At 75.6% G+C, this 26,935-nt stretch carries 24 protein-coding genes, 1 rRNA gene and 1 other RNA gene; 21 read left to right on the forward strand and 5 right to left on the reverse strand.

The genetic code is table 11. The features are described from left to right. Nucleotides 1-5: 5 nt before the first annotated feature. From rrf to AB2L27_RS18505, 3 genes are all read left to right on the forward strand, one after another. A 5S ribosomal RNA gene (rrf, locus tag AB2L27_RS18495) occupies nt 6-122 on the forward strand. Between the two features lie 910 nt (nt 123-1,032). Then, a complete protein-coding gene (locus AB2L27_RS18500) occupies nt 1,033-1,737 on the forward strand; it encodes a tetratricopeptide repeat protein (RefSeq protein ID WP_370442967.1) in 705 nt (234 codons plus the stop codon). 2 nt (nt 1,738-1,739) lie between these two features. Further along, nucleotides 1,740-2,267, forward strand: coding sequence for a DUF6912 family protein (locus AB2L27_RS18505; RefSeq protein ID WP_370442968.1), 528 nt, complete (start codon nt 1,740-1,742; stop codon nt 2,265-2,267). A gap of 41 nt (nt 2,268-2,308) precedes the next feature. On the opposite strand, the gene AB2L27_RS18510 is transcribed toward AB2L27_RS18505, so the two are convergent. Next, nucleotides 2,309-2,809, reverse strand: coding sequence for a DUF2505 domain-containing protein (locus AB2L27_RS18510; protein WP_370442969.1), 501 nt, complete (start codon nt 2,807-2,809; stop codon nt 2,309-2,311). A gap of 97 nt (nt 2,810-2,906) precedes the next feature. Between AB2L27_RS18510 and AB2L27_RS18515 the strand changes: the two genes are divergently transcribed. Both AB2L27_RS18515 and AB2L27_RS18520 read left to right on the forward strand, forming a co-directional pair. After that, complete coding sequence (locus AB2L27_RS18515) at nt 2,907-7,844, forward strand: NAD-glutamate dehydrogenase (RefSeq protein ID WP_370442970.1); 4,938 nt, start codon at nt 2,907-2,909, stop codon at nt 7,842-7,844. Between the two features lie 46 nt (nt 7,845-7,890). Continuing rightward, on the forward strand, nt 7,891-9,393 hold the full coding sequence (locus AB2L27_RS18520) for a sensor histidine kinase (protein ID WP_370443005.1): 1,503 nt from the start codon (nt 7,891-7,893) through the stop codon (nt 9,391-9,393). A gap of 74 nt (nt 9,394-9,467) precedes the next feature. Here the strand turns inward: AB2L27_RS18520 and AB2L27_RS18525 are convergent, their stop codons facing one another. After that, entirely contained in the window at nt 9,468-9,716 is a 249-nt protein-coding gene (locus AB2L27_RS18525; RefSeq protein ID WP_179753353.1) for a WhiB family transcriptional regulator, read from the reverse strand. Nucleotides 9,717-10,054: 338 nt separating this feature from the next. Here AB2L27_RS18525 and AB2L27_RS18530 point away from each other — a divergent pair, with 338 nt between their 5' ends. Further along, complete coding sequence (locus tag AB2L27_RS18530) at nt 10,055-10,462, forward strand: hypothetical protein (RefSeq protein ID WP_370442971.1); 408 nt, start codon at nt 10,055-10,057, stop codon at nt 10,460-10,462. A gap of 9 nt (nt 10,463-10,471) precedes the next feature. On the opposite strand, the gene AB2L27_RS18535 is transcribed toward AB2L27_RS18530, so the two are convergent. The 3 genes from AB2L27_RS18535 to AB2L27_RS18545 form a co-directional block, all read right to left on the reverse strand. Next, nucleotides 10,472-11,272: a SigB/SigF/SigG family RNA polymerase sigma factor gene (locus tag AB2L27_RS18535; RefSeq protein WP_370442972.1), complete on the reverse strand. Its 801-nt coding sequence runs from the start codon at nt 11,270-11,272 to the stop codon at nt 10,472-10,474. Beyond that, nucleotides 11,269-11,715 carry an ATP-binding protein gene (locus AB2L27_RS18540; protein WP_370442973.1) on the reverse strand — a complete coding sequence of 149 codons (447 nt, stop codon included), beginning with the start codon at nt 11,713-11,715 and terminating at the stop codon, nt 11,269-11,271. Before AB2L27_RS18540 ends, AB2L27_RS18535 begins: the two co-directional genes overlap by 4 nt. 135 nt (nt 11,716-11,850) lie before the next feature. After that, complete coding sequence (locus tag AB2L27_RS18545; RefSeq protein WP_370442974.1) at nt 11,851-15,801, reverse strand: FtsK/SpoIIIE domain-containing protein; 3,951 nt, start codon at nt 15,799-15,801, stop codon at nt 11,851-11,853. 149 nt (nt 15,802-15,950) lie between these two features. Here AB2L27_RS18545 and AB2L27_RS18550 point away from each other — a divergent pair, with 149 nt between their 5' ends. The 15 genes from AB2L27_RS18550 (at nt 15,951) to AB2L27_RS18620 (ending at nt 26,812) form a co-directional block, all read left to right on the forward strand. Beyond that, nucleotides 15,951-17,192 carry a CpaF family protein gene (locus tag AB2L27_RS18550; RefSeq protein ID WP_370442975.1) on the forward strand — a complete coding sequence of 414 codons (1,242 nt, stop codon included), beginning with the start codon at nt 15,951-15,953 and terminating at the stop codon, nt 17,190-17,192. After that, nucleotides 17,192-18,043, forward strand: a complete 852-nt coding sequence (locus tag AB2L27_RS18555; RefSeq protein ID WP_370442976.1) for a type II secretion system F family protein — start codon at nt 17,192-17,194, stop codon at nt 18,041-18,043. The genes AB2L27_RS18550 and AB2L27_RS18555 overlap by 1 nt, the downstream gene beginning before the upstream one ends. After that, nucleotides 18,040-18,906, forward strand: a complete 867-nt coding sequence (locus AB2L27_RS18560) for a type II secretion system F family protein (RefSeq protein WP_370442977.1) — start codon at nt 18,040-18,042, stop codon at nt 18,904-18,906. Before AB2L27_RS18555 ends, AB2L27_RS18560 begins: the two co-directional genes overlap by 4 nt. Before the next feature lie 23 nt (nt 18,907-18,929). Then, nucleotides 18,930-19,103 carry a hypothetical protein gene (locus tag AB2L27_RS18565; protein WP_370442978.1) on the forward strand — a complete coding sequence of 58 codons (174 nt, stop codon included), beginning with the start codon at nt 18,930-18,932 and terminating at the stop codon, nt 19,101-19,103. Nucleotides 19,104-19,135: 32 nt separating this feature from the next. Then, complete coding sequence (locus AB2L27_RS18570) at nt 19,136-19,486, forward strand: pilus assembly protein (RefSeq protein WP_370442979.1); 351 nt, start codon at nt 19,136-19,138, stop codon at nt 19,484-19,486. After that, on the forward strand, nt 19,483-19,890 hold the full coding sequence (locus AB2L27_RS18575) for a pilus assembly protein (protein WP_370442980.1): 408 nt from the start codon (nt 19,483-19,485) through the stop codon (nt 19,888-19,890). Before AB2L27_RS18570 ends, AB2L27_RS18575 begins: the two co-directional genes overlap by 4 nt. After that, complete coding sequence (locus tag AB2L27_RS18580) at nt 19,887-20,312, forward strand: pilus assembly protein TadG-related protein (protein WP_370442981.1); 426 nt, start codon at nt 19,887-19,889, stop codon at nt 20,310-20,312. The genes AB2L27_RS18575 and AB2L27_RS18580 overlap by 4 nt, the downstream gene beginning before the upstream one ends. Before the next feature lie 10 nt (nt 20,313-20,322). Next, nucleotides 20,323-21,012, forward strand: a complete 690-nt coding sequence (locus AB2L27_RS18585) for an SDR family NAD(P)-dependent oxidoreductase (RefSeq protein ID WP_370442982.1) — start codon at nt 20,323-20,325, stop codon at nt 21,010-21,012. Nucleotides 21,013-21,023: 11 nt separating this feature from the next. Then, nucleotides 21,024-22,127: a peptide chain release factor 2 gene (prfB, locus tag AB2L27_RS18590; protein WP_370442983.1), complete on the forward strand. Its 1,104-nt coding sequence runs from the start codon at nt 21,024-21,026 to the stop codon at nt 22,125-22,127. Between the two features lie 42 nt (nt 22,128-22,169). Next, the gene (gene ftsE, locus AB2L27_RS18595) at nt 22,170-22,859 is read left to right on the forward strand and encodes a cell division ATP-binding protein FtsE (protein WP_370442984.1); all 690 of its coding nucleotides are present in this window, start codon (nt 22,170-22,172) and stop codon (nt 22,857-22,859) included. Next, nucleotides 22,859-23,764 (forward strand): permease-like cell division protein FtsX, encoded by a 906-nt coding sequence (ftsX, locus tag AB2L27_RS18600; protein WP_370442985.1) that lies wholly within the window; start codon nt 22,859-22,861, stop codon nt 23,762-23,764. The genes ftsE and ftsX overlap by 1 nt, the downstream gene beginning before the upstream one ends. A 47-nt stretch (nt 23,765-23,811) precedes the next feature. Beyond that, a complete protein-coding gene (gene smpB / locus AB2L27_RS18605; RefSeq protein ID WP_370442986.1) occupies nt 23,812-24,282 on the forward strand; it encodes an SsrA-binding protein SmpB in 471 nt (156 codons plus the stop codon). A 58-nt stretch (nt 24,283-24,340) separates the two neighbouring features. Continuing rightward, nucleotides 24,341-24,706, forward strand: a transfer-messenger RNA (tmRNA) gene (ssrA, locus tag AB2L27_RS18610). A gap of 103 nt (nt 24,707-24,809) precedes the next feature. Next, complete coding sequence (locus AB2L27_RS18615; RefSeq protein WP_370442987.1) at nt 24,810-25,499, forward strand: ABC transporter ATP-binding protein; 690 nt, start codon at nt 24,810-24,812, stop codon at nt 25,497-25,499. Continuing rightward, a complete protein-coding gene (locus AB2L27_RS18620; protein WP_370442988.1) occupies nt 25,496-26,812 on the forward strand; it encodes an ABC transporter permease family protein in 1,317 nt (438 codons plus the stop codon). The genes AB2L27_RS18615 and AB2L27_RS18620 overlap by 4 nt, the downstream gene beginning before the upstream one ends. Nucleotides 26,813-26,935: the final 123 nt, after the last annotated feature.

Raw genomic sequence — 26,935 nt, forward strand, 5'->3', positions numbered from 1 at the left:
TGTGGTCCGGTGGTCATAGCGGTGGGGAAACGCCCGGTCTCATTCCGAACCCGGAAGCTAAGCCCACCTGCGCCGATGGTACTGCTCGGGAGACTGGGTGGGAGAGTAGGTCACCGCCGGCCACTCACTCTTGTGAGTGGTGATGGGGAGCGCCTCCTTCGGGAGTCGCTCCCCATCGTCATGTCCGGCCCGTGTGAGAGGCTGGACCGCTCGCTCGGCGAGCTCAACGTGAACAGTGACGAGGACAACCGCGCGGTGCGCGGCGGTGGGGAGATCGGCATGGCAGAAGCAGGTTCGCGCGGTCGCGGGAACGGCGAACGTCGTCCGACCGGTGGTGCCCGCGGGGGCTCCGGCGGGTTCCGGTCCGGTGGTCCTCGTCGTTCCGACGGCCCGCAGCGCCCCGACCGGGGTGAACGCTCCGACCGCTACGACCGTGACCGTCCTCGTCGCTCGTCCACGGCGGATGACCAGCGTCCCGGCCGTCCGCTGCGCGACGGTGCGCGCTCGGGGGAGCGGCCCCAGCGCACCTACGGTGACCGTCCCCGCGACGAGCGTCAGCGGGAGGAGCGTCCCCGCCGCACCGACCGTCCGTGGGAGGACCGCGGCCCCCGTACCGAGCGTCCCCGTCGCGACGATGAGCGTCCCCGCCGTGAGGACCGTCCTCGCCGCGACGACGACCGCTCCCGTTCCGACCGTCCGCAGCGCGACTCCTCCCGCCGCGAGGACTCCCGCGGAGACGGCCGTGCGCGGGGCCGTGACGATGCCCGGGGTGGCTCCCGCAGCGGTTCCCGGCCCGAGGCCCGCTCGGGCGAGCGTCCGGCCGCCCGCGGTGGCGCGGGTCGTCCCGACCGTGCGGGTCGTCCGGACCGTGGGTCCCGCCCCGACCGGGGCGAGCGTCCCTTCCGCGACCGCCCGCAGCGCGGCGAGGAGCGTCCCCGCCGCACCGAGCGCGGGCCGGTCCGCTCCACCGGGGCCGACCGCGGTCGGGACACCCGCCCGCCGCGCCCGACCGGTCCGCGGGTCCCGGACGGGGTGACGGGCAAGGAACTGGCCCCCGACGTCCGCCGGGCCCTGCAGAGCCTGACCGGCGAGAGCGCCGACGTCGTGGCCAAGCACCTGGTCGCCAGCGGCCAGCTCGTCGACGTCGACCCCGAGGCGGCCTGGCAGCACGCGCTGGTGGCCCAGAAGCGTGGTGGGCGGATCGCCGCCGTGCGCGAGGCCGCCGGCATCGCCGCGTACAAGGCGGGGCACTTCCGCGAGGCCCTCGCCGAGCTGCGCACCGTCCGCCGCATGACGGGGGACGACAGCTACCTGCCCCTCATGGCGGACTGCGAGCGCGGTCTGGGCCGCCCCGAGCGCGCCCTGGACCTCGCGACCTCGCCGGAGGTCGCCGGCCTGGACACCCCGGCCAAGGTGGAGATGCTCATCGTCGCCGCCGGTGCGCGCCACGACCTCGGCCAGCACGACGCCGCCGTGGTGTCCCTGCAGGTCCCGCAGCTGCGCACCAACAGCCGGGCCCCCTGGCGGGCGCGGCTCTGGTACGCCTACGCCGACGCCCTGCTGTCCGTCGACCGCACGGCCGAGGCGCGCGAGTGGCTGGTCAAGGCCGCCGAGGCGGACGCGGACGGGGAGACCGACGCCGCCGAACGCCTCGACGAGATCGACGGCATCGTCTTCGACGAGGTCTGGGACGACGAGGACGACGAGACCACCGACGACGCCGGGGACGGGCGCTGAGCGTGCGCGTCTACTGGCCCACGACGCTCCCGGCCCTGGCCCGCCTCGCCGACGCCGCCGAGCTCGCGGCGGCGCCGGTCACCGTGCACGCGGTGACCCCCGCCCTGCGGGACTTCTACGCCGACGCCGACCCGCGGGACCTGGAGGAGGAGCTGGAGTACGTCGCGATGACGGACGCCGCGGGGGAGTCGGTGCGGCTGCTGGCCGCCGAGGCCGGCTCGGCCGCGCCCCGGCGGGTGGTCCTCGCCCTCGACGTCCCCGACACCGCCGTCCAGGTCGAACGCGCCGGGTGGGCGGCCCCGGAGCGCTCGCAGGTGCGGCTCACCGTCCCGTTGTCGCTCGACGACCTCGCCAGCGTCCACGTCGACGACGGGGAGGCCGCGGCGGACGTGCGCACGGCCGTGGCCGCGCTGCCGGCCGCCGACGCCGGCGACGAGGACGCGCAGTTCGCGGTCGAGGCGTGCGAGGGGCACGACCTGCTCTGGTACGACGCCGGCGAGCTGCCGATCCTGCTCAGCGTCGGCCCCTGAGCCGGTTCGGTGCCTGAGCCGACTCGGTGCCCGGAGCCGGGTCAGGCGCCGGCCGACCACTCCTGGGCCAGGGCCGACTCCGAGCGCACGAGCTGCAGCAGGCCCGGCAGGGCGGCCCGCTCGACCTGCCCGCCCAGCAGGGGCACCCGCACGTCGAGGGAGCCGTCCAGGGTGTGGACGCTGCCGGGACCGTCGGCGGCGAGCACCGAGGACGCCGACAGGGTCACCGGTGCGTTCCGGATCGTGAGCGTGAGGTGGGAGCGGCGGCCGCCGTCGGCGCCCGCGGGGTCCCACCGCTCGACCTGCTCGACCACGGCGGTGGTCCCCAGGAAGCGTGCGGCGGCGGCGGGCAGGACGGCCGTGCTCACGGTCCGGCTGCTCGTGACGACGACCACCCCGCCCTCGTCGGTGACGGACTCGCTGTGCTCGAGGGCGCCGGAGCGTTCGGCGCGGGCGCGCAGGAACGCCGGGTCGACCAGGACGGCGTGCACGGCGGCGGGGGCCGCCGTGAACCGGGTCAGCTCGGAGAACGGGGTGGGCACGGCCTCACTCTAGGTCCCGGGGTGCGCTTCCCCCTGCGGAGCCCGGGGGGTCGCCACTAGGCTCCAGACGCGTGTCCACCCGCGACCCGGAGCACTGATGCCCGCCTCGACCTCGGCCCCCACCGCAAGCGTGCGCGAGCTCGTGCGCGCCGCCTCGACCGCCCGGGACGACCACTGGGGGGAGGGGGTCCCGGAGGCGTTGCGCACCGGGACGGCCGTCGAGCGCCTGCTCCTGGACTACTTCGCGCACACCGCGCCCGAGGACCTCGCCGACCGCGCGCCGGCCGAGCTGCTGAGGGCCCTCGCCTCCCACGTGCGCTGCGGCGCGGTGCGGCGGCCGGGCACGACCCTCGTCCGCATCGTGGACGGGGCCGCCTCGGGGGCGGGGGAGGGGCGGGCCACCGTCGAGGTCGTCACCGACGACATGTCCTTCCTCGTCGACAGCCTGACCGCTGCGCTCACCCGGGCCGGCCGCGGCATCCACCTGCTCGTCCACCCCCGCCTCGCCGCGCGCCGGGCGGCCGACGGGACGCTGGAGGACCTGCACGACGTCGGGACCGCGCCGCCGTCGGAACCGGCCGAGTCGTGGATCCGCATCGAGGTCGACGCCTCGGCGGCGGGTCCGGAGGCCGACGCCGAGCTGCTGCGGAGCCTGCAGGGGGTCCTGGACGACGTCCGCGCCGCCGTCAACGGCTGGCAGCCCATGCGGGCCAAGGCCCTGCAGATCGCCGACGCGCTGCAGATCGACCCACCCCGGGGCATCGCCGACACCGAGCTGCGCACGGCCGAGCGGTTCCTGCGCTGGATGGCCGACGACCGGTTCACGTTCCTCGGCTACCGCGAGTACGACCTCACGACCGCCCCGGGGCAGGAGGGCGGTGAGGACGTCCTGCTCGTGGCCCGCCCCGGCAGCGGCCTCGGCGTCCTCGCCGAACGGCCCGGGCGCTCCGGGGGGCGTGAGCGCACGTTGTCCGGGCCCGTGCGGGACAAGGCGACCGAGCCGCAGGTGCTGGTGGTGACGAAGGCCAACGCGCAGGCCACGGTGCACCGGCCGGCCTTCCTCGACTACGTCGGGGTGAAGAAGTTCGACGCCGAGGGCCGCGTCACCGGTGAGCTGCGCTTCCTGGGCCTGTTCACGTCGGTGGCGTACACCGACTCCGTCAAGCGCGTCCCGGTGGTGGCCGAGAAGGTCACCGAGGTCCTGCAGCGCGCCGGTTTCGGGTCCGGCGGTCACTCGGCCAAGGACCTGCTGAGCATCCTGGAGACGTTCCCGCGCGACGAGCTGCTGCAGTCCGACGTCGACACGGTCCTGCAGACCTCCCTGGCCGTGCTGCGCCTGCAGGAACGGCGCCGGACCCGGTTGTTCCTGCGCCGCGACGACTACCGGCGCTTCATGTCGTGCCTGGTGTACATGCCGCGGGACCGCTACACCACGCGCGTGGGGGCCCGCATCGAGTCGCTCCTGCAGGACGCCTTCGACGGCGGCTCGGTCGAGCACACCCTGCGGGTGTCGGAGTCGGTGCTGGCCCGGCTGCACGTCGTGGTCCGGGCCCGTGCCGGGGAGGAGCTGACCGACGTCGACGTCTCCCGGCTCGAGGCGGACGTCGCGCGCGCGGCCCGCTCCTGGGAGGACGACGTCGTCGACGACGCCCGCGACCGGGCCGGCGACGCCGGCGCGGCCCTGGTGCGGCGCTGGGCCGGGGGCATCCCCAACGGCTACCGCGCCTCGGTCCCCGTCGACCGGGCCGTCGCGGACCTGCAGCGGGCCGAGGAACTGCTCGACCGTTCCGGGCAGGACGCCGACCAGCCCCTGCTCGACCTGCGCGAGGACCCCGATCAGCCGCGGTCGTGGCGGCTGACGAGCTACCGGACGAGCCCGGTCACGCTGAGCGCGGTCCTGCCGGTCCTGTCCGACCTGGGGGTCGAGGTCACCGACGAGCGACCCCACCAGCTCACGCGCGAGGACGGCCACCGGGTGTGGGTCGACGACGTCGGGCTCCGGCTGCCGGTCGACGTGTGGCACCTGGACGCCGACGCGGCCGCGGCCCGCACCCGCTTCACCGAGGCGTTCGCCGCGGCCTGGGCGGGGCGGGCCGAGAGCGACAGCCTGGCCCGGCTCGTGCTGGCCGGTCAGCTCACGTGGCGGCAGGTCGCCGTCGTGCGCGCCCTCGTCCGCTACCTGCGGCAGGTGGGGCTGGCGTACTCGCTGGACTACGTCGCGAACTGCCTGCTGGGCGACGTGGGGATCACGCGGCTGGTCGTCCGCCTCTTCGAGGCGCGGTTCGCGCCCACGCGGCCGGGCCACGAGGACGAGCGGGCCGAGCTCGTCGACGCGCTCGCCGAGGAGACGCGCGGGGCGCTCGACGGCGTCGCCAGCCTGGACGCCGACCGGATCCTGCGCGCGCTGCTGTCGGTCGTGCAGGCCGTCGTGCGCACCAACGCCTACCAGGACGGGCCCGACGGGCGGCCGCACCCGTACCTGTCCTTCAAGCTCTCGCCCCGGCTCGTGGCCGGGATGCCCGAACCCGCCCCGCACGCCGAGGTGTGGGTGTACTCCCCGCGGGTGGAGGGCGTGCACCTGCGCTTCGGGGAGGTCGCCCGCGGCGGGTTGCGCTGGTCGGACCGGCGCGAGGACTTCCGCACGGAGGTCCTGGGCCTGGTCAAGGCGCAGATCGTCAAGAACGCCGTCATCGTCCCCACCGGGGCCAAGGGCGGGTTCGTCGCCAAGCGGCTGCCGGACCCGTCGGTGGACCGGGAGGCCTGGTGGGCCGAGGGCATCGCCTGCTACCGGACGTTCATCGCGGGCCTGCTGGACATCACCGACGACCTGCGGCTCGTGGACGGCGTGCGCACGACGGTCCCGCCCGCCGACGTCGTCCGCTACGACGGCGACGACTCCTACCTCGTCGTCGCGGCCGACAAGGGCACGGCCACGTTCTCCGACATCGCCAACGAGATCGCCGTGTCCCGCGGTTTCTGGCTGGGGGACGCGTTCGCCTCCGGCGGCTCCGTCGGGTACGACCACAAGGCCATGGGCATCACCGCCCGCGGGGCGTGGGAGAGCGTGCGCCGGCACTTCCGCGAACTCGGGCACGACACCCAGTCCGAGCCGTTCACGGTCGTCGGCGTCGGGGACATGAGCGGTGACGTCTTCGGCAACGGGATGCTGCTGTCGCAGCAGATCCGGCTCGTCGCCGCGTTCGACCACCGGCACGTCTTCCTCGACCCCGACCCGGACCCGGCCGCCTCGCACGCCGAGCGCGCGCGGTTGTTCGCCCTGCCCCGGTCGTCGTGGGCCGACTACGACACCTCCCTCGTCTCCGAGGGCGGGGGCGTCTACCCGCGCACCGCGAAGTCCGTGCCGGTCAGCCCGCAGGTCGCGCAGCGCCTCGGGCTGGACCCCGGGACGCGCTCGATGTCGCCGGTCGACCTGCTCAAGGCGGTCCTGGCCGCCCCGGTCGACCTGTTCTGGAACGGCGGCATCGGCACGTACGTGAAGGGGTCGACCGAGTCGCACGCCGACGCCGGCGACAAGGCCAACGACGCCATCCGCATCGACGGCCGGGACCTGCGCGTGCGCGTCGTCGGCGAGGGCGGCAACCTCGGGCTCACCCAGCGCGGGCGCATCGAGGCGGCGCAGTCGGGCCACGGCGGGGAGGGCGTCAAGCTCAACACCGACGCCATCGACAACTCCGCCGGGGTCGACTGCAGCGACCACGAGGTCAACATCAAGATCCTGCTCGACCACCTGGTGACGCAGGGCCAACTCGACCCGGCCGACCGGGACGCCACGCTGCTGCGGATGACCGACGAGGTCGGCCGGCTCGTGCTGCGCGACAACTACGACCAGAACGTCGTGCTCAGCGTGGAGGGCACCTTCGCGGCCGGGTTGCTCCCGGCGCACCGGCGCTTCCTCGACGCGCTGGTGCGCGCCGGGGACGTCGACCGGCGGCTGGAGGCGCTGCCGTCGGCACCGGAGCTGGACCGCCGGGCCCGTGAGGGCGGCGGGCTGACGATGCCCGAGCTGTCGGTCCTCATCGCCCACGCCAAGATCAGCCTGGGCCGGGCGGTGCTCGACAGCGCGCTACCGGACGAGGAGTGGGTCGCGGCGACCCTGCGCAGCTACTTCCCGGCCGAGCTGGGGCAGCGGTTCGGCGACCACCTCACCGACCACCCGCTGCGCCGGGAGATCGCCACGACGGTCCTGGTGAACCAGGTCGTGGGCACGGGGGGCCTGACGTTCGCGTTCCGCGCCGCGGAGGAGACCGGCTCGGACCTGGCCGACGTCGTCCGCGCGTTCGTCGTCGCCTCGCAGGTGTTCGGGCTGCCCGGGCGCGCCGAGGCGGTGGAGGCCCTGGACGGGGAGGTGCCCGCGCACGCGCAGTCCCGGATGCGGCAGGCCCACCAGCGGCTGCTGGACCGTTCGGTGCGCTGGCTGCTGCACACGCGGCCGGAGGGGATCGACGTGCCCGCCGAGGTCGAGCGGTTCGCCCCCGCGGTGGCGCGGCTGGCGCCCTCGATCGTCGACCTCGACGACGCCGCGGCGCTGCAGGCGGAGGCGCAGTGGTTCACCGAGCTCGGCGTGCCGGCCGAGGAGGCGCTGCGGACGGTGGCGCTGCTGTCGCTGTTCCCGCTGCTGGACGTCGTGGAGGTCGCCGACGCGAGCGGCCGCAGCGTCGAGGAGATCGCCGCGGTCTGGTACGAGCTGTCGCGCCGCTACGGCATCACCACGGTGCTGGAGGGGATCGCCGGCCTGCCGCGCGGTGACCGCTGGCAGTCGCTGGCCCGGGCCGCGCTGCGCGACGACCTGTACTCCGCCGTGCGCGACTTCACCGCGGCCGTCGTCGCGGAGGTGCCGGCCGGGGCCGCCGTCGACGCGGCGGCGGCGGTGCAGGCCTGGGAGACCGCCCACGCACCGGCCGTGCGGCGGGCGCAGCAGACGATGACCGACCTGGAGGGCGAACCGGGCGCCGGTGACCTCGCGGCGCTGTCCGTGGGGTTGCGGGCCCTGCGCACCGTCCTGCGGGCGGGCTGAGCGGAGGGGCGGCGCGGTGGGCCCGTACGCTCGTGCGGTGCCCACCATGTCCGACCTGCTGCACTCCCAGACCGCGATCTCGGGCGCGGAGGCGGAGTGGCTCCGGCTGCTCGTCGGGGACTGGCAGCTCATCTCCGACCTGTCCTTCGCCGACCTCGTCCTGTGGGTGACGACGGCCGACCGGCAGCACTTCGTGGCGGTGGCCCACTGCCGGCCCACCACCGGCCCCACCGTCCACTACGACGACGTCGTGGGAGCGGTGCTGGAGCGCGGCCGCCGCCCGCAGGTGGACACGACGTTCGACGAGGCCCGCAGCCTGCGCGGGCGCGACCCGGAGTGGGACGACGACGTCCCCGTGCGCGAGGAGACCATCCCCGTCGTCCGCGAGGGCGTGGTCCTGGGTGTCCTGGCCCGGCACACCAACCTGGCGACGTCGCGGACCCCGAGCCGCCTGGAGCTGAACTACGTCAAGTGCGCCGACGACCTCACGCGCATGATCGCCGCGGGGGAGTTCCCGCAGACGGCGGCCCCCACCGGCCCGCGCCGCGGGGCGCCGCGCGTGGGGGACGGCATGCTGCGCCTGGACGCCGACGGCGTGGTCACCTACGCCAGCCCGAACGCCCTGTCGGCCTTCCACCGGGCCGGGCTCATCGGTGAGCTCGTGGGGGCCAACCTGGCCGAGATCTCCAGCTCGCTGGCCGCCTCCCACCTGCCGGTGGACGAGTCGCTGCCGCTGGTCGTCACCGGCCGGGCCCCCTGGCGGACCGACCTGGAGACGGACGCCGCGACCCTGTCGATGCGCGCGATCCCGCTGACGCGCAAGGAGAACGGGACGGCCACGCGGATCGCCGCGCTGCTGCTCGTGCGCGACGTCTCCGAGCTGCGCCGCCGCGAGCGCGAGCTCATGACCAAGGACGCGACGATCCGGGAGGTGCACCACCGGGTCAAGAACAACCTGCAGACGGTCGCCGCGCTGCTGCGGCTGCAGTCGCGGCGCATCGGCTCGGAGGAGGGGCGCTCGGCGCTGCAGGAGGCGATGCGGCGGGTGGAGACGATCGCGACCGTCCACGAGACGCTGTCGCAGGGCATCGACGAGAACGTCGACTTCGACCAGGTCCTCGACCGCTGCCTCATGATGGCCGCCGAGGTCGCGATGGAGAACGCCGAGCGCGTCCGCACCGTCCGGGAGGGCAAGTTCGGTGAGCTGCGGCAGGAGGACGCGACGGCGCTGGCCCTGGTCCTGACCGAGCTGGTGACCAACGCCGTCGAGCACGGTTTCGGGTCCGACAAGGCCGGCACCGTGGTGGTCAAGGTCGAGCACACCGCGGACGACCGGCTCGAGGTGGTCGTCAGCGACGACGGCGTGGGGCTGCCGGAGGACTTCCAGGTCGGCAGCTCCGGGCTCGGGACCCAGATCGTCCGCTCGCTGGTGGCGGGGGAGCTGCGCGGCCGGATGGAGTTCGGCGCGAGCCCGGCCGGGGGGACCGAGGTCCGGCTGGACCTGCGGGTGCGGCGCGACGTCGCCCAGATCGGCAGCGTCCGCAACTGAGCGGGCCCGCACGTGAGCGAGGCCCCCGACCGTGGTCGGGGGCCTCGCTCAGGGTCGTGCCGGTCGGGCTGCGGTCAGCTCGCGCGGCGGGCGCGGGCGGCGCGACGCTTGAGCGCGCGACGCTCGTCCTCGCTCATCCCGCCCCAGACGCCGGCGTCCTGGCCGGTCTCCAGGGCCCACTTCAGGCAGGAGTCGACGACGTCGCAGCGACGGCAGACGGCCTTGGCCTCTTCGATCTGCAGGATCGCCGGGCCCGTGTTCCCGATGGGGAAGAACAGTTCGGGGTCTTCGTCGAGGCAGGCGGCATTGTGGCGCCAGTCCATGGATGTTCCACTCCTTCTCGCGTGTTCGGTCTCAGGACACACGTGTCAACCTCGCGGTAACGAGCTGGACATGCGGGATCCCTGAGCACCGGCAACGCCGGCGGTGCCGGGACACATGCTCGCCGTCTGCAACTTCCCAGGTGGCGACGTGTGTCGGGGATCGCGTCGGGGTCAAGAGTCACACTTCGTGCGAACTTTCACAAGGGTTGAGACGGGATCGATCACCCCGCAGGCGTGTCGAGTACGTCACACGGTCGTAACACGGTGGACCCCTCCCGGTAATCCCTGGTCCTCCGGCGCGGCAGGGCGGGTCCGGCGTCCTGCCGTACCGTGCTCGGGTGCCGTCCGTCCCCACGTCCCAGGCTGCGTCACCTCGGCCGCGCCCGCCACTGCTGACCGCGATCGCCGCCGTCGTCGCCCTCGAGGTCCTGCTCCTGCTCGCCGGGGGCGCCTACCTCGTGCACGGCCTCCTCGTGGAGGGGTCGCGCGCACCGCTGGCGGTGGTCTCGGTGGTCGTGCTCGCCGTCGTCTTCGCCGCCGGCCTGGCCTTCTGCGCCCACGGCCTGCGGCAGCGGGCGACCTGGGCGCGCTCACCGCTGCTCGTGTGGCAGGTGCTGCAGGTCGCGGCCGGCCTGCCGGCCTTCAACGGCGGGTCGCCGTGGCTGGGGGCGGTGCTCGTCGTGCCCGCCGTCGCCGTGGGCGTCGGGCTGTTCCTGCCCCCGGTCTCGGCCGAGGTCGGGCGCTAGGCCTCGGCCTCAGGACCCGTCGACGTCGCCGAGGCCCTCGCGCAACCGGCCGAGCGTGCGGCTCAGCAGCCGCGAGACGTGCATCTGCGAGATGCCGACCTCGGCCGCGATCTGCGACTGCGACATCCCCCGCACGAAGCGCAGCACGAGGATGCGCCGCTCCCGCACCGGCAGGGCCGCCAGCAGGGGGCGCAGCGCCTCGCGGTTCTCCACGTTCGCCAGGGCGGCGTCGTCCTCCCCCAGGGCCAGGGCCGGTGAGGACGGCGACCCGGTGTCCAGCGGCACCGTGGAGTAGGCGTTGGCGGCCTCCAGCACCTCCACGACGTCGTCGGTGTCGTGCCCGGTGCGTTCGGCTAGCTCGGCCACGGTCGGGGCCCGGCCCAGCTCCTGGGTCAGGACCTCACGGGTGTCGGCCAGCAGGCGGCCGGCCTCCTGCACCCGGCGCGGCACGCGCATCGCCCAGCCGCGGTCGCGGAAGTGGCGCTTGATCTCCCCGACCATCGTCGGCACGGCGTAGGCGCCGAAGGGGACCCCGCGCGAGGGGTCGAAGCGGTCCAGGGCCTTGAGCAGGCCGATGGTCGCGACCTGGGTCAGGTCGTCCTGCGGCTCGCCGCGGCCGGCGAAGCGCGCGGCCAGGTGCTCGGCGAGGGGGAGGTGGCGGCGCGTCAGGTGCTCGCGCAGCCGCGCCCGCTCGGGGTCGTCGGGGGCGAGGGAGGCCATGCGCTCCAGGAGGGGGGCGTCCGTGTCGTGCTCGCCCTCGCGCGCTGCCGGCAGGTCCCGCGCCGGCGAACGGTGCGACGTACCGTTCACCCGACCCCCGCGGCGACACCGGCCGGTGCCCCCGACGTCTTGCTGTGCCGCAGCACGATCCAGGCCCCCGTGGCCGAGGTGCCGGTGAACACCTCGCCCACCAGCGCCTCCAGCACCGCCCACGCGAAGCTCGAGCGCTCGGGCAGGTCGCGGGCCGGGCCGCGCACCTCCACCTCCAGCGTCCCCTCGCCCAGGCGGAAGCTCGCCACGAGCTCGTCGTCGCAGGGGGCCGGACCCAGCAGCAGCGTGCACGCCTCGTCGACCGCGATGCGCAGGTCCTCGATCTCGTCGAGGGTCAGGTCCAGCCGGGCGGCCAGCCCGGCGCTCGCGGTGCGCACGACGGTCAGGTACGCCGGGTCGGCCGGGACCCGCAGCTCCACCAGGTCGGCGGAGACGTCCGCGACCGGGTCGCTGGCCGGTTCACCGGTCGTGGGGGTCGACACGTGGCGGGGTCCTTTCGGGGCCGGGTGCGGCGGTCGGGTGCCGCTCGACGACAACGGTGACCACGTTAGGTCACGACAGCGGCCGGAGCGTCACCGAGCGTCGCCCGTCGTCCGGTGGATCCGCCCAGCAGGAGGTCACCCCGCCACGGTAGGGCAGTCGGCCGCGCCCACCCGCACGCTGGTCCACACCCCCTCGCGCACCACGAAGCCCGCCCCCGGGCCCGGCCCGGGGGCGGGCAGCGGGCGCCGCCCCACCAGGTCGGCCGGCACCCGGTCCCCCCGGCCCAGCAGCACGGTCGTGCGGGCCAGCGCGCGGGCCAGCGCCGCCGGCCCCCGGAAGCTGCCCGCGAGCTCCTGACCCTCACCCGCGACCACGACGCGCACCGGGCGCCCGTCCTGCAGCGCCCCCACGAGCGCGTCCTCCACCTCCGGCGGCAGCGGCCGGGTCGCGTCGTCCAGCAGCACCAGGCGTCCTGCGGCCAGGGCGGCCCGGACGGCCGCGGCCCCGGCCTCGCGGGCCCACACGCAGCCCGGTTCCTGGGCGGCCAGGGTGCGCAGCGCGGTCGTCCGCCCGCTGCCGGCGGGGCCGGCCACGACCAGCACGGGGTCCACGCCGACCACGACCGGCCCGGCGCCGTCCCCACCGCGGCCCAGGACCAGCCCGGCCCCGGCCGGGGGCGGGACCGGGCAGGACCGGGGCAGGGGGGCGACGGCGAACCGGGTGGCGCGCGCCGGCTCCGGGGAGCCGGGCAGGGCGACCTGGACCTCGGTGGCCCGCCCGTCAACGACGAGCAGGCCCCGCCCGGCGACCGCGGCCCGGGGCACCTCGGCCGGACGCACCCCCAGCAGGCTCGCGTCCCCCCGGTCGGCGGTGCGCAGGAGCACGACCTGCCCCGCGGTGGCGGCGACGGCGCCGGTCAGGCACTGCCGGTCCCCGGCCACGACGACCCGCAGCCCGGCCCCGGAGCCCTCGCGCAGCAACCGCAGCAACGGGTCGGTGCCCGCCACCGGGTCGGCCGCGGCCAGCGCCGCCGACCACGACTCCCAGCCGTCCACGACGAGCAGCAGGAGCCCGGACGCCGGGACGGTCCCGGCCCGGCGCGCGTCCACCTCGGCCTGCACCCGCTCCAGGACCCGGCCCGCCCGCCACACCTCCTCCCGGCCCACGACCGAGCCCGTGCCCCCGGTCCCGGCCAGGTCGCGCAGACCACCACCGGCGTCCAGGACGTGGACCTCCACGTCCCGGCGCTGACCGGCCGCCACGACGAGCCGGCGCAGCAGCGTCGTGCGCCCGCTGCGGACCCCGCCCACCACGAGCAGGTGCGAGCCGGCGTCCAGGTCCCACCGGGCCACGCTCCGGTCCTGCCGGTCCGGGTGGTCGGCCAGGCCCCACGCCAGCCCGCCCGTGGTCCCCGGCGGCAGGTCGTGCGGGCCGACGACGGGGGGCAGCGGCGGCAGCCACGGGGCGCGGGGCCGGGGACGGCCGGCCGCGGCCGTGCGCACCGCCTGCACCAGGTCCGGCAGCGCGTCGACCTCCGGTCGCGGTCCCCCGCTCCCGAGGTGTTCCCCGACCGCCTCGACCGTGAGCGCGCCGCGCTGCGGACCGCGCAGCCGGGCGGTCTGGAACGGGCGGGCCCCGGCGGTGCCCGAGCGCAGCAGGGCCCGCCCGGGGACGGTGAAGGCCGCCGGGCGCGGGTCGGCGACCACGTCCTCGGCGTCGGCGCGGTCCTGCACGCGCAACGCCAGGCGCAGGTCGGTGTTGGCCCGGATCTCCGGGCTGACCACCCCGGCCGGCCGCTGGGTGGCCAGGACGAGGTGGACGCCCAGCGAACGACCCACCGCGGCCAGCCGGACCAGCCCGTCGACGAACTCCGGCACCTCCTGGGCCAGCACCCGGAACTCGTCGACCACGACGACCAGCCGCGGCAGGACCCCCGGGGCCAGCTCACCGGCGTCGGGCACCCCCGCCTCGGCCAGCACCCGTTCGCGCCGCACCACCTCGGCGCGCAGGCTGCGCAGCACGCGGGCGGCGAGCTGGTCGTCGAGGTCGGTCACCAGCCCCGCGACGTGCGGCAGCCCGGTGCAGCCGCCGAAGGCCGCCCCGCCCTTGTAGTCGACGAGGACGAACTGCAGCCCCTCCGGCGGCGTCCGCAGCGCCAGGGCGAGCACGAGGGTGGTGAGCAGCACCGACTTGCCCGCCCCGGTCGTCCCCGCCAGCAGGGTGTGCGGGCCGTCGCGCACGAGGTCCACCACGACGGGGCCGGCGGCGTCGGCCCCCACGACCGCCGGCAGGCCGGCCGGCGGCGCCGTCCACTCCCGGCGGAGCCGGTCGGGGTCGACCGGGCCGGTGAGGGCGAGCAGGTGCACGTCGGCGGGCAGGGCGTCCGAGGCCGGGGTCCCGCCGTCGCGCAGCGGCGCCGCCGCGCGGGCCAGGGCCAGCGCCCACTCCGGGTGGACGCCGTCGGGGCGCACGGGCCGGTCCCCGCCCGCGGTCCGCACCGCGGGGCCGCCCGGGCCGAGGTCGACGACGGTGCGGCAGGCCGGCGGCAGCTCGGCCCGCTCGGCCCCCACGCAGACGGTGTGGACCCCGGCGGCGGGCCCGTCGGTGAGGAGGTCGCTCAGCCGGCCGTCCCCGTGCCACCACGCGACCGGGTCCAGCACGACCACCAGCGCCGGCCCGCCGCGGCCGTCGGCGCGGGCGCGCACCTCGGCCAGCGCGGCGGTCAGCACGTCGCCGTCGGCCGCCGGCGCGGTGTGGTGCGGCAGCCAGTGCGCCCACTCCCACTCCGGCGCGGTCAGGAGGTGGACGTCGGCCGGGGACTGCCAGGCCGCCAGCTGCACCAGCCACCAGCGCACGGCGGCGGCCACCGGCCCGCCCGGGCCGCACACCCCCACGGGCCCCGCGGCCAGGTCGACGACGACCGGCACGTCCTGCAGGCGGGAGGCGGGGCCGGCGCCGTCCTGCACCGCCGCGGTCCGGGCCTGCGCCGGGCCCAGGCCGACGCGCACCGTGAGGTGGTCGGGGTCCTCGCGGCGGCGGCGGAACAACCGGTCACCGCGCCCCACCACCTCGGCGTGGACCTCCTCGGCGCCGGGGTGCCGGGCCCGCCGTTCGGCGCTCTCGCGCCGCAGCGCGTCCGCGTGCTCGCGCAGGACCACCTCCCGCGCGGCGGCCAGCTCGGTCTCGGCGCGCTGCGCGAGCCGGCGGTGCCGGCGGCGCTGGCCCCACCACTGCCCGCCGGCCACGACGGGGGAGGCCAGGCCCAGCAGCAGCGACAGCGGCGTCCACACCAGGGCCAGCACGACCGCCACGGCCAGCGGGACGAACAGCCCCAGGTAGGGCGGTCCGGGCGCCTCGGTCTGCGGGGCGGGCAGCGGCCAGCGCCACGAACGGGTGGTGAGCTCGGCCAGCAGCCGCGGTGGCCGGTTCACCAGGAGGTGCCCCTGCCCGTCGGGCTGGGCCAGGGCCGCGTCCACGCTCACCGGCCCCCGGCGCAGGACCGTGTCACCGACCGTGAACGAGGCCCCCGGTTCCAGCGCGAACCCCCGGTCGGCCCTCTCGTCCCCGTCCCCGTTCTCGTCCCCGGGCCCCTCGCCCGTCCGCAGCAGCCGGGTGCCGTTGAGCGAACCGAGGTCACGGACGGTCGCCCCGGCCCCGTCGTCGACGCGCAGTTCGGCGTGCCGCCGCGAGACCGCGGGATCGCCCAGGGCGACGGACGTCCCCGCCGCCTCCCGGCCCACGACGTGGGTCCCGGCGGGGAGGGTGAACCGCGCCCCGGCGTCCGGTCCGGCGGCCACGAGGAGTTCCACGCCCTGCGGTTCCACGCCCTGCGGTTCCACACCCTGCGGTTCCACGCCCTGCGGTTCCACGCCCTGCGGTTCCCGGCCGGGACCGGGCCAGCAGCTCCCGGCCAGCAGCGGGGGAAACCCCAGGACGGCGGCGGGGTCCAGGCCCCAGGCCCGCGGCCAGTCCGGCGGCCACGGTCCGGTCACCTCCTCGAACTGCGCCCGGGCGGTCTCCACCGTCGTGCCGGTGGGGACCTCCACCAGCACGTCGACCCCCAGCACGGTCATCCGGAACGGCACCCGGGGAGCCTGGCACGACCTGCCGCCGCGACCGGTCCGCTGTCCACAACCGACGTCGTCCACGCCCCCCCTGGAGGTTGTCCACATCACCCGAACGCCGATCCCCGGTTTCCCTTACCGTGCCCGCAGGGCCGACGGGGGAGGTGCACGTGGACGCGGTGCGGATCGTGGAGGACGAGGTGCGGGCGCAGGTGCGCCGTCGCATCGCGGCGGGCAGTTTCCGCGGTGACGCGGCGGAACTGCGGTCCCTGGTCGACGCCGTCGTCCTGGACTACGACCTGCGGTCCCTCGACGGGTCGTTGCCCGGGTTGGCCGACCGGCAGGACGCGGTCCGCGAGGTGGTCGCCGCGGTGTCGGGATTCGGTCCGCTGCAACGGTACTTCGACGACCCCGACGTCGAGGAGATCTGGATCAACGAACCGGGCAAGGTGTTCGTCGCGCGCGGGGGAGTCGCCGAACTCACCACGACCGTCCTGGAGGAGGACGCGGTCGCCGAACTCGTCGAGCGCATGCTCGCCACCAGTGGACGCCGCGTCGACCTGTCCTCCCCGTTCGTCGACGCCTCCCTGCCCGACGGTTCGCGCCTGCACGTCGTCATCCCCGACGTGACGCGCCGGCACTGGGCGGTGAACGTGCGCCGGTTCGTCGTGCGGGCCCGCCGCCTCGAAGACCTCGTGGCCCTGGGGTCGCTCACCGCACCCGCGGCCCGGTTCCTCACCGCCGCCGTCGCGGCCGGTGTGAACGTCCTGGTCTCGGGAGCGACGCAGGCGGGCAAGACGACGCTGCTGAACTGCCTGCTGGCCGCCGTCCCGGCCCACCAGCGCGTCGTCACGTGCGAGGAGGTGTTCGAACTCCAGCTGCACAACCGCGACGTCGTCGCCATGCAGTGCCGCCAGCCGAACCTGGAGGGCCGCGGGGAGATCCCGCTGCGCCGCCTGGTGAAGGAGGCGCTGCGGATGCGCCCGGACCGCCTCGTCGTCGGGGAGGTGCGCCAGGCCGAGAGCCTGGACCTGCTCATCGCCCTGAACTCCGGGCTGCCCGGCGCGGCGACGATCCACGCGAACTCCGCCGCCGACGCGGTGGCGAAGATGTGCACGCTGCCGCTGCTGGCGGGGGAGAACGTCACGAGCGGTTTCGTCGTGCCCGCGGTGGCGGCCAGCCTGGACCTCGTCGTGCACGCCGAACTGGACCCCCGCGGGCGCCGGCGCGTGCGCGAGGTGCTGGCCGTCCCCGGCCGGGTCGAGGGTGGCGTCGTGGAGACCGCCGAGGTGTTCACCACCCGCGGCGGCGGGCTCGTGCGCGGGTCGGGGTGGCCGCCGCACCGGGACAGGTTCGAGCGCGCGGGTTTCGACCTGGCCGACCTGCTCACCGACGCGCCCGGGAACCGCTGATGGGCGGGGTCGGGGTGGGGGTGCTGCTGGGGCTGGGGGTGTTCTGCGTGTGGTGGTCCTGCTGGACCCGCCCGCCGCGGGTGCGCCGGGCCCGACGGCCCCTCCGCGCGCTGCTGGACGCCGCCGGCTGGACGGAGGTGCCCGTCGCGGTCCTGCCGCTGGGGTGCCTGCTCGCCGGGACCCTCGCGGGGGCCGTGGCGCTGGTGCTCAGCGCGGTCCCGGTGCTGGGTGCCGGCGCGTTCGCCGCCGCCGCGTGGGCCCCGGTCGCCCTGTCCCGCTCCCGGGCCTGGGCCCGCGCGCAGGACGCCGCGGCGCAGTGGCCCGACGCCGTCGACGCGGTGACGGCCTCGGTGCGCGCCGGGGCGACCCTGCCGGAGGCCGTGGCCTCCCTCGCGGTCCGCGGGCCGGTCCGCTTCCGGCCGGCGTTCGCGCGCTTCGCCGCCGCCCACCGCGCCAGTGGGGCCTTCGAGACCGAGCTGGACCGGCTGCGCGAGGACCTGGCCGACCCGGTCTTCGACCGGCTGGCCGCGACCCTGCGGATGACCCGCCAGGTCGGCGGCAGCGACCTCGGGTCGACGTTGCGGACGTTCTCGGGCTACCTGCGCGAGGACGCCCGCACCCGCGGGGAGCTGCTGGCCCGGCAGAGCTGGACGGTCTCGGCGGCCCGACTGGCCGTGGCCGCCCCCTGGGTCGTGCTCGCCCTGCTGGCCACCCGGCCCGGGACCCTGACCGCCTTCGCCGACACCACCGGTGCCCTCGTCCTGGGCCTCGGCGCCCTGCTGACGGCCGGCTCCTACCGGCTCATGCTGCGGCTGGGCCGGCTGCCGGCGCCGCGGCGGGTGCTCGCGTGACCGGGGCGCTGCTCGGGCTGCTCGGCGGCCTCGGGCTGGTCCTGGTGCTGGCCGGGGTCCCGCTGCGCCGGCGCGTCCCCCTGGCCGCACGGGTGCTGCCGTACCTGGGACCGCAGCGCGAGCCCGGGCACGACCTGCTGCGCTCCGCGGCGGCGGCCCTGGGCCGACGGCTCGGCGCCGGGCGCACCGTGGCCGGCCGGCTCGCCGTCCTAGACCCCGGCACGGACGGCACCGACCGGCTGCCCGGGCACCGCGCCGAGCAGGTCCTGTGGGCCTGCGCCGCGGTGGTCCTGGCCGTCGTCGTGGCCCTCACCGCGGCGGGCGGTGCGCCACCGGCCGTGCTCGCCGCGATGGCCGTCGGCGCCACCGGCGGGGTGCTGGCCCGCGACGCGGTCCTGGACCGGGCGGTGCGCCGCCGGCGGGCCGAGCTCGTCGCCGAGCTGCCGGCCGTGGCCGAGCTGCTGGCCCTGTCGGTCGCCGCCGGCGAGAACGTGACCGCCGCCCTGGAACGGGTGGCCGCCGGCCGGGGACCGCTGTGCGCGGGACTGCGCGCGGCGCTGGCCGGGGTCCGGACCGGCACACCGCTGCTGCCGGCGCTGACGACGCTGGCCGGCCGCTGGCAGGTCCCGCCGTTCACCCGCTTCGTCGACGCCGTCTGCGTGGCGGTCGAGGCCGGCAGCCCGCTGGCCGAGGTGCTACGCGCCCAGGCCGTCGACGCCCGCGACGCCGAGCACCGCCGGCTGACCGAGGCCGGTGGCCGGGCCGAGGTCCGCATGCTCGTGCCCGTCGTGTTCGGGATCCTCCCGACCGTCGTCGTCTTCGCCGTCTACCCCGGGCTGGCCCAGCTCCAGCTCGACCGTTGAGGAACCCCGAGGAGAGGAACACCGTGCTGCGAGACGTCACGACCGCGCTGACCCGTGAGGACCGGGGCGACGTGCCCGGCTGGGTGCTCGTCACGATCATGACCGCCGGCCTGGTGGTCGGGTTGTGGGCCGTCGCCGGCCCGCGCCTGGCCGCGCTGTTCACCGCCGCGATGGACGCGGTCGTGACGCAGTTGTGAGACGGCCGCTCCCCGGCGACGAGGGGTCGGCGGTGGCCGAGTTCGCCGCCGTCGCGGGTCTGCTGTCGCTGCTGTTCGCCGCCGTCGTGCAACTCGCCGTCGTCCAGCACGTGCGCGCCACGGCCGCCGACTGCGCGGGGGAGGGCGCCCGCTACGGCGCCCTGCGCGGCAACGACCCCGCCGACGGGGCGCAGCGCGCCCGGGACCTGCTCGCCGCGTCCCTGTCGCCGGCCTACGCCCGCGACGTCACGGCGCACGTCGTCCGCGTCGGGACGCAGCCGGTGGTCGAGGTGCGGGTCGCGGCCCCGCTGCCGGTGCTCGGCCTGCTCGGCCCGGGACGCGCCCTCACCCTCCGCGGCCACGCGGTGCAGGAGGGGTCGTGAAGGACGAGGGCAGCGCCGCCGTGGAGTTCCTGGCCGTCGGGGTCCTGCTGCTCGTCCCGCTCGTCTACCTCGTCCTGACGCTGGGGCGGGTGCAGGCGGCGACCTTCGCCGCCGGGTCGGGGGCGAGCGGGGCCGCCCGCCTCCTCGCCGCCGGCGCCGCCCCCGCCGACGCCGAGGCCGCCGTGGCGCTCGCGGTCACCGACCAGGGGCTGCCCGCCCGGACGGCCCGGCTCGCGGTGTCCTGCACCGCCGACCCGTGTGGCACGCCCGAGGCGGAGGTCGCCGCGACCGTCCGCGTCGACGTCCCCCTGCCGCTCGTGCCGTCCTTCGCCCGCGACGTCGTCCCGCTGCAGGTGCCGGTGAGCGTCCGCCGCGTCGCCGTCGCCGACCGGTTCGCGCCGTGAGCCGGGTGCGGGGGGACGACGAGGGGCGGATCACGCTGCTGGCCCTCGCCTTCGGCCTGCTCGCGACCGTCCTGGTCCTCGTCGTGACGTCGGCCTCGGCGGTGCACCTGCAGCGCAGGGAGTTGTACGCCCTGTCCGACGCGGCGGCCCGCGACGCCGCCGACGCCCTCGACGAGGACCGGTACTACGCCGGCGGCGGCGTGCTGCTGACCCGTGCGTCGGTCCGGGACAGCGTCGCGGCCTACGTCGGTGCGCACGCCCCGGGGGCCGAGGTCGGCGCGGGCACCGGCACCCCCGACGGCCGGACGGCCCGCGTCGAGCTGGTCCGCGTGACGACCCCGCCCTTCACGGCCTTCGTCCCGGCGGGGCTGACCCGGGTCCGCCTGGTGGCCCGCTCCACCGCGGTGGCCGACCTGCGCTGAGCGTGCCAGCGTGAGCGCCGTGGAGCTTGCAGACGCGGGAGTCCTGGTCACCGGGGCCGGTGGCGGGCTGGGCCGGCCCCTGGTCGAGGGCCTGCTGGCCGCCGGCGCGCGGGTCGTGGTGAGCGGGCGGACCGCCCCGCGGATCGAGGGCACGCACGCCGTCGCCGCCGACCTGCGCCTGCCGGGGGAGCCCGAGCGGCTGGTCGAGGAGGCCGTGGCCCACCTCGGTCGGCTCGACGGCCTGGTCCACGCGGCCGGGGTCGTCGCGTTCGGCCCGGCCGTGGAGGCCGACGACGACCTGCTGGACGAGCTGTTCCTCGCCGACGTCATCGGCCCGGTCCGGCTGCTGCGGGCCGCCGTCCCGCACCTGCGCCAGGGGCGCGACGCGTTCGCCGCCGTCGTCACGGCCGTCGTGGCGGAGAAGCCGCAGGCCGGGATGGCCCCCTACTCGGCGGCCAAGGCGGCCCTGTCGGCGTTCGTCACGGCCCTGGCCCGGGAGGAGCGGGCGACGGTCCGCGTCATCGACGTGCGCCCCCCGCACACCGAGACCGGCCTGGCCGGCCGGCCCGTCGCGGGTTCGGCGCCGAGGCTGCCGCAGGGCCTGGACCCGCGGGCCGTGGCCGACCGCGTCCTGCGGGCGATCACCGAGGGTGAGCGGGAGCTGTCGTCGGGGGCCTTCGCGTCGTCGCAGCAGTCGTAGACTCGTCGGTCGTGGCCATCGACTTCCCCGCCGAGATCTCCGACCTCCGCACGACGTACGCGTCCATCCGGGAGGTGTCGGACCTCGAGGGCCTGCGCAAGGAGCTGGCCGACCTCAACGAGCAGGCCGCCGCGCCGGACCTGTGGGACGACCCCGAGACCGCCCAGGGCGTGACGAGCCGGCTGTCGGCCGTGCAGGCCGAGCTGGAGCGCATCGAGACGATGGGCGGGCGCATCGACGACCTCGAGGTGCTGGTCGAGCTGGCCGAGTCCGAGAACGACGCCGACTCCGCCGCCGAGGCCGAGACCGAGCTCGCGGGGATCCGCAAGGCCCTGGAGGAGCTGGAGGTCCGGACCCTGCTGTCGGGGGAGTACGACCCCCGTGAGGCGCTGGTGACGATCCGCGCCGAGGCCGGCGGGGTCGACGCCGCCGACTTCGCCCAGATGCTCATGCGCATGTACCTGCGCTGGGCCGAGCGCCGCGGCTACAAGAGCGAGGTCTACGACACCTCCTACGCCGAGGAGGCCGGGATCAAGTCGGCCACGTTCAAGGTCGCCGCGCCCTACGCCTACGGCACCCTCAGCGTCGAGCAGGGCACCCACCGCCTCGTGCGCATCTCCCCGTTCGACAACCAGGGCCGGCGGCAGACGTCGTTCGCCGGGGTCGAGGTCCTGCCCGTGGTGGCCGAGACCGACCACATCGAGATCCCCGAGAACGAGGTCCGCGTCGACGTCTACCGCTCCTCGGGGCCGGGGGGGCAGTCGGTCAACACGACCGACTCCGCGGTCCGCCTCACGCACCTGCCCACGGGCATCGTCGTCACCTGCCAGAACGAGAAGTCCCAGCTGCAGAACAAGGCCGCGGCGATGCGCGTCCTGCAGGCCAAGCTGCTGGAGAAGGCCCGCCAGGACCGCCAGGCCGAGCTGGACGCCCTCAAGGGCGAGGACTCCGGCTCCTGGGGCAACCAGATGCGCTCCTACGTCCTGCAGCCGTACAAGATGGTCAAGGACCTGCGCACGAACTTCGAGGTGGGCAACACCGACGGCGTGTTCGACGGGGAGATCGACAGCTTCCTCGACGCGGGCATCCGCTGGCGGCGCCAGCGCGAGGCCTGAGGGCAGCGCTCACGCTGAGCCACAGACCGTAGGGTGGGAGTGATGATCACCTTCGAGCACGTCAGCAAGGTCTACGGCGAGGGGCACCGCCCCGCGCTCGCCGAGGTGACCCTCCAGATCGACAAGGGCGACTTCGTCTTCCTCGTCGGGCCGTCGGGATCGGGCAAGTCCACCTTCCTGCGTCTGGTGCTGAAGGAGGAGAGGTCCAGTTCGGGATCGGTGCAGGTCAACGGCCGTGACGTCGGCCGGCTGCGGTCCTGGAAGGTGCCGCAGCTGCGGCGCCAGATCGGCGTCGTCTTCCAGGACTTCCGGCTCCTGGCCGACAAGTCGGTCTACGAGAACGTCGCCTTCGCGCTGCAGGTGCTGGGCAAGCCGCGCCACGTCATCGCCCAGACCGTGCCCGAGACCCTCGGCCTGGTCGGCCTGACGGGCAAGGAGAAGCGCCGCCCGCACGAGCTGTCCGGGGGTGAGCAGCAGCGCGTGGCGATCGCGCGCGCCTTCGTCAACCGGCCGGCGATCCTGCTGGCCGACGAGCCCACCGGGAACCTCGACCCCGAGACGAGCGTCGGGATCATGAAACTGCTGGACCGCATCAACCGCACGGGGACCACGATTCTCATGGCCACGCACGACGACGACATCGTCGACCAGATGCGCAAGCGCGTCGTCGAGCTGCGCGACGGCCGCGTCGTGCGCGACGAGGACCGCGGCGTCTACGGATCGGGCCGCTGATGCGACTGGGGTTCGTGCTCGGTGAGATGGCCACCGGCCTGCGCCGCAACTTCACCATGTCGGTCGCCGTCGTCCTGGTGACGATGGTCTCGCTGTTCTTCTTCGGGACCGGTCTGCTCGTGCAGAAGCAGGTCGGGATCCTCAAGGGCGAGTGGTACGACCGCGTGCAGGTCTCGATCTTCCTGTGCGGGGACACCTCGCTGGACGAGCGGTGCCCGGGCGGGTCGATCACCGACGCCCAGCGCGACGCGCTGCGCACGCAGCTGCAGTCCGACCCGCGGGTGGAGCGCGTCTACTACGAGTCCCAGCAGCAGGCGCTGGAGAACTTCAAGGAGACCTCGGTCCCGGCGATCACCGACAACCTCACCGCCGACCAGCTCCCGGAGTCCTTCCGGGTGCGCCTGGTCGACCCCCAGCAGTACCGGGAGGTCAGCGCGGACTACCAGACGGCGGCCGGGGTGGAGGACGTGCCCGACCAGCGCGCGATCCTGCAGCCGCTGTTCACGGTGCTGGACGTGGCGACGAACATCGCGCTGGGCCTGGCCGCCCTCATGCTGCTGTGCTCGATGATGCTCGTGTCCACGACCATCCGCCTGACGGCGTTCAGCCGGCGCCGCGAGACGACGATCATGCGGCTGGTGGGCGCCTCCCGGGCCCTCATCCAGCTGCCGTTCGTCCTGGAGGGCGTGGTCGCCAGCCTCATCGGGGGCGTGCTGGCCTCCGGGGCGCTGTGGGCGATGGTGAACTTCGGGGTCTCCCGCCTGCAGAACCGGCCCGGGTTCACCACCCGGCTCGTCGACACCGCCGACGTCCTGACCGAGACCGGGCCGATCATCATCGGCGTCGGGGTCGTCTTCGCGATCATCGCCTCCCTGTTCAGCCTGCGCCGCTGGCTCAAGGTCTAGACTGGAGGGCTCACCACCCACCGAGCCAGAGCACCAGGAGGGACGACGTGCCGCGCGAAACCGGGCGCAAGGTCATCGCCAGCAACCGCAAGGCGCGCCACGACTACTTCATCGACGACGTCTACGAGGCCGGGGTCAGCCTCATGGGCACCGAGGTCAAGGCCCTGCGGATGGGCCGGGCCTCCCTCGTGGACGGCTTCGCCCACATCGACCGGGGCGAGATGTGGCTCGAGGGCGTGCACATCCCCGAGTACGTGCAGGGGACGTGGACGAACCACACGCCGCGGCGCAAGCGCAAGCTGCTGCTGCACCGGGCCGAGATCGACCGGTGGGCCGGCAAGGTCCGCGAGTCCGGGCTGACGATCGTGCCGCTGGCGCTGTACTTCGTCGACGGCCGGGTCAAGGTGGAGATCGGGCTGGCGCGGGGCAAGAAGAACTACGACAAGCGGCACGCGCTGCGCGAGCGCCAGGACCGGCGCGAGGCCGAGCGCGCGATGTCGTACCGGCAGAACCGCTGACGGGAACACGTGCGACGTCCACGCCGTTGCAGGGTAAGCTGGACGCACAACTCAACAAGGGGATGACAGGTTTCGACGTCGGTCGTCGAGCCAGGGGAAGCGGGTCGAGGATGCATGGTCATCTCGTCAACGATCCATGCAAACCAATAGGTGCCGATTCCAAGCGCACCGAGTTCGCCCTCGCCGCCTGAGCGAGTGCGACTCTGTCAGCCCGGGTGTGCTCCCGCCCCGGGTCCTGGCATCAGCTAGGGGGCTCACCTCTCACGGAGGTCGCGTACGTGAGAGGGACAATCAACGCGGCTGGGCCCGGCGATGACATGCCTGTGTGAGCATCGGGGCCGAGCAGACCGCTGAACAGGCTGCACCCGGAGAAGCCCTGGTACCACGCTGACGGACGCGGGTTCGATTCCCGCCATCTCCACCACACCACTCCGCCCGGGGGCCTAGGCCCCCGGGCGGACGTGCGTGCCCGGGGTTCCGCCCGCGCTCCGACGCGGTGCGCGGGCCCCCCGCGCGAGGCTCGGGCCATGGACATCCTCACCGCCCGCGGTCTCGTCATGACCTACGGCTCCACCCGCGCCCTCGACGACGTCGACGTCACCGTCGGCGCGGGGGAGTCGGTCGCCGTCATGGGCCCGTCCGGTTCGGGCAAGACGACCCTCCTGCACGTCCTGGCCGGCATCCTGCGGCCCAGCGCCGGCAGCGTCGACCTCGCCGGCACCGACCTGCTCGCCCTGTCCGACGCCCAGCGCACCCGGTTGCGCCGGGACGACTTCGGCTTCGTCTTCCAGTCCGGTCAGCTCCTCCCGGAGCTGCCAGCGGAGGAGAACGCCGCCCTGCCGCTGCTGCTGGCGGGCGCCCCGCGGGCCGCCGCGACCGAGCGGGCCGGCGGGTTGCTGCGCCGGCTGGGCCTGGCCGGGACGGAACGGCGCCGGCCCGGGGAGCTGTCCGGCGGGCAGGCCCAGCGGGTGGCGATCGCCCGCGCCCTGGTCGGGCGCCCGAAGGTCGTCTTCGCCGACGAGCCGACCGGTGCCCTCGACCAGGCCACCGGGCGAGAGGTGCTGGACCTGCTGACGTCGGTGGCCCGCGAGCACGGGGCGGCCCTGGTCGTCGTCACCCACGACGCCGGGGTGGCCCGCTGGTGCGACCGGACCCTGGCCATGCGCGACGGCCGGGTCGTCTCGCAGTTCACCGCTCCGGTGGGGGGCGCCCGGTGAGCGCCGTGCGCCTGTGGTGGTCCCTGGTCCGGCACGCCCACGGGGGGTCCCGGCTGCCGGCGGTGCTGGCCGTGACGGCGTTCGCGGTCACGACGTGGGTGGTGCTCACCGTCGCCGGCGGTGTCCAGGCCTTCCAGGCCCGGGCCGAGCTGCCGGGCGCGGAGGAGATCTACCCGTTCCTGTCCTGGGTCGCGGTGGCGCTGCTCGTCGTCCCGACGGCGACGCTGGGTGCGGCCGCGGCCCGGCTGACGGTGGCGCGCCGGGACGTGCGGCTGGCCCGGCTGCGGCTGGCCGGGGCCACGAGCGGGCAGACCACCCTCATCGCCCTGCTCGACGCCGGTGCCCAGGCCCTGACCGGGGCGGTCGCGGGGATCGTGCTCGACCTGGCCGCCCTGCCGGCCGTGGCCCGGCTCCGGTTCCAGGGCCGCACCTTCGACGTGGCCGAGCTGCGCCTGGGCGCCGGTCCCGTGCTGGTCGCGGTGGCGGCCGTGCTGGCCGTGGCGCTGCTGTCCTGCGCGGTCAGCCTGCGCCGGGTCAGCCTCACCCCGCTGGGGGTGGCCCAGCGGGTGCCGCAGCCGGGCCTGAGCTGGGCGCGGGTGCTGCCGGTCCTGCTGCTCGGCGGGGCCTTCGTGGTCGCCTTCAACGCCGGCAGCGTCCTGCTCGGCCTCGGGACGGTCGTCGGGGCCCTCGTCCTGGTCGGCCTGCTGGCCGGGGCCTTCGCCGTGTTCAACCTCGTGGGCCCGTTGCTGGTCTCGGTGCTGGGCCGGGTGGTGGGGGCCAGGGCGCGCAGCGTGGAGACGCTGCTGGCGGGGCGCCGCATGAGCGAGGACCCCCGGTCGGTGTGGCGCAGCGTGGGCGGCATCTCGCTGGTCACCTTCGTGGCCGGTTGCCTCAGCGTCACCCCCGGCATGACGCAGGGGGGCGACCCGGCCGACCACGTGCTGACCGACATCGGCACCGGGGCGGCGCTGACCCTGGTCATCTCGGCGGTGCTGGCCGCGGTCTCGACCGGCGTCACCCAGGCCTCCCGCGTGCTCGACTCCCGGGAGCGGTACCGGACGCTGCACCTGGCCGGCACCGACCTCGCCGTCCTGCACGCGGCGCGGGCCCGGGAGACGTGGATCCCGCTCGTGGTGACGATGGGCGGGGCGGGCGCGCTCGCGCTGCTCATCGTCTCCCCGGTGCTGGGCCTGCTGCGGACCGCGCCCGTGGGGGTGGTCTGGTTCCTCGGGTGCGCGCTGGCCGGGGCCGCGCTGGTGCTGCTGGCCGCGCGGGCCAGCCGGCCGCTCGTCGAGGCCTGCGCCTCTCGCTGAGTCACGACCGGACACGCTGCGTCGCAACGTGTCCGCCGTGTCGGGGATGATCCGCCGTCGGCTTCGTCCTGCGTGCTCGCGCCTCGTACTGTCGGGGCAGCGGTCCGTCGGGCCGGGGGGCAG

The organism is Kineococcus halophytocola (assembly GCF_041276425.1).
GTDB classification, from domain to species: domain Bacteria; phylum Actinomycetota; class Actinomycetes; order Actinomycetales; family Kineococcaceae; genus Kineococcus; species Kineococcus halophytocola.